Genomic DNA, 970 nt, shown 5'->3' with positions numbered 1-970 from the left:
GGCGACTGGCGCCAGCAATGTCGGCCACTATGGGATCACCGCTGCCGGCGCGACCGGCACCGGTCTGTCGAACTATGCCGTCACCTATCGGGGTGGCACGCTGACGATCGATCCGGCTGCACTGACCGTCACGGCGCTCGATCAGGCCAGCACCTACGGGCAGACGCCGGATCTCGGTACCAGCCAGTTCAGCACCAGCGGGCTGGTCAACGGCGACACCGTCTCCGCCGTCACCCTGGCCACGGCCGCCACGGGTGCCAGCAATGTCGGCGCCTACGGCATCACCGCTGCCGGCGCGACCGGCACCGGTCTGTCGAACTATGCCGTCACCTATCGGGGCGGCACGCTGACGATCGATCCGGCCGCCCTGACCGTTACCGCGCTCGACCAGACCAGCACCTACGGCAACAACCCCGCCCTCGGCAGCTCGGCCTTCAGCACCAGCGGGCTGGTCAACGGCGACAGCGTCTCCGCCGTCACCCTGGCCACGGCCGCCACGGGTGCCAGCAATGTCGGCGCCTATGGCATCACCGCTGCCGGCGCGACCGGCACCGGTCTGTCGAACTATGCCGTCACCTATCGGGGCGGCACGCTGACGATCGACCCGGCCGCGCTGACCGTCACCGCGCTCGATCAGTCCAGCACCTACGGGCAGACCCCGGATCTCGGTACCAGCCAGTTCAGCACCAGCGGGCTGGTCAACGGCGACACCGTCTCCGCCGTCACCCTGGCCACGGCCGCCACGGGCGCCAGCAGCGTCGGCGCCTATGGCATCACCGCTGCCGGCGCGACCGGCACTGGTCTGTCGAACTATGCCGTCACCTACCAGGGCGGCACACTGACGATCGATCCGGCTGCACTGACCGTCACCGCGCTCGACCAGACCAGCACCTACGGCAACAGCCCCGCCCTCGGCAGCTCGGCCTTCAGCACGACCGGTCTGGTCAATGGCGACAGCGTCTCCGCCGTC

The 970-nt window shown here is 69.6% G+C and carries 1 protein-coding gene; it reads left to right on the top strand.

The genetic code is table 11. The features are described 5' to 3' along the window. Positions 1-970, top strand: a 970-nt coding sequence (locus HLH36_RS19485) for an MBG-2 domain-containing protein (protein ID WP_182987928.1), incomplete at both ends; no start/stop codon positions are given.

The organism is Gluconacetobacter aggeris (assembly GCF_014174395.1).
Classification (GTDB): domain Bacteria; phylum Pseudomonadota; class Alphaproteobacteria; order Acetobacterales; family Acetobacteraceae; genus Gluconacetobacter; species Gluconacetobacter aggeris.
This window is presented reverse-complemented; position numbering and strand designations above follow the sequence as displayed.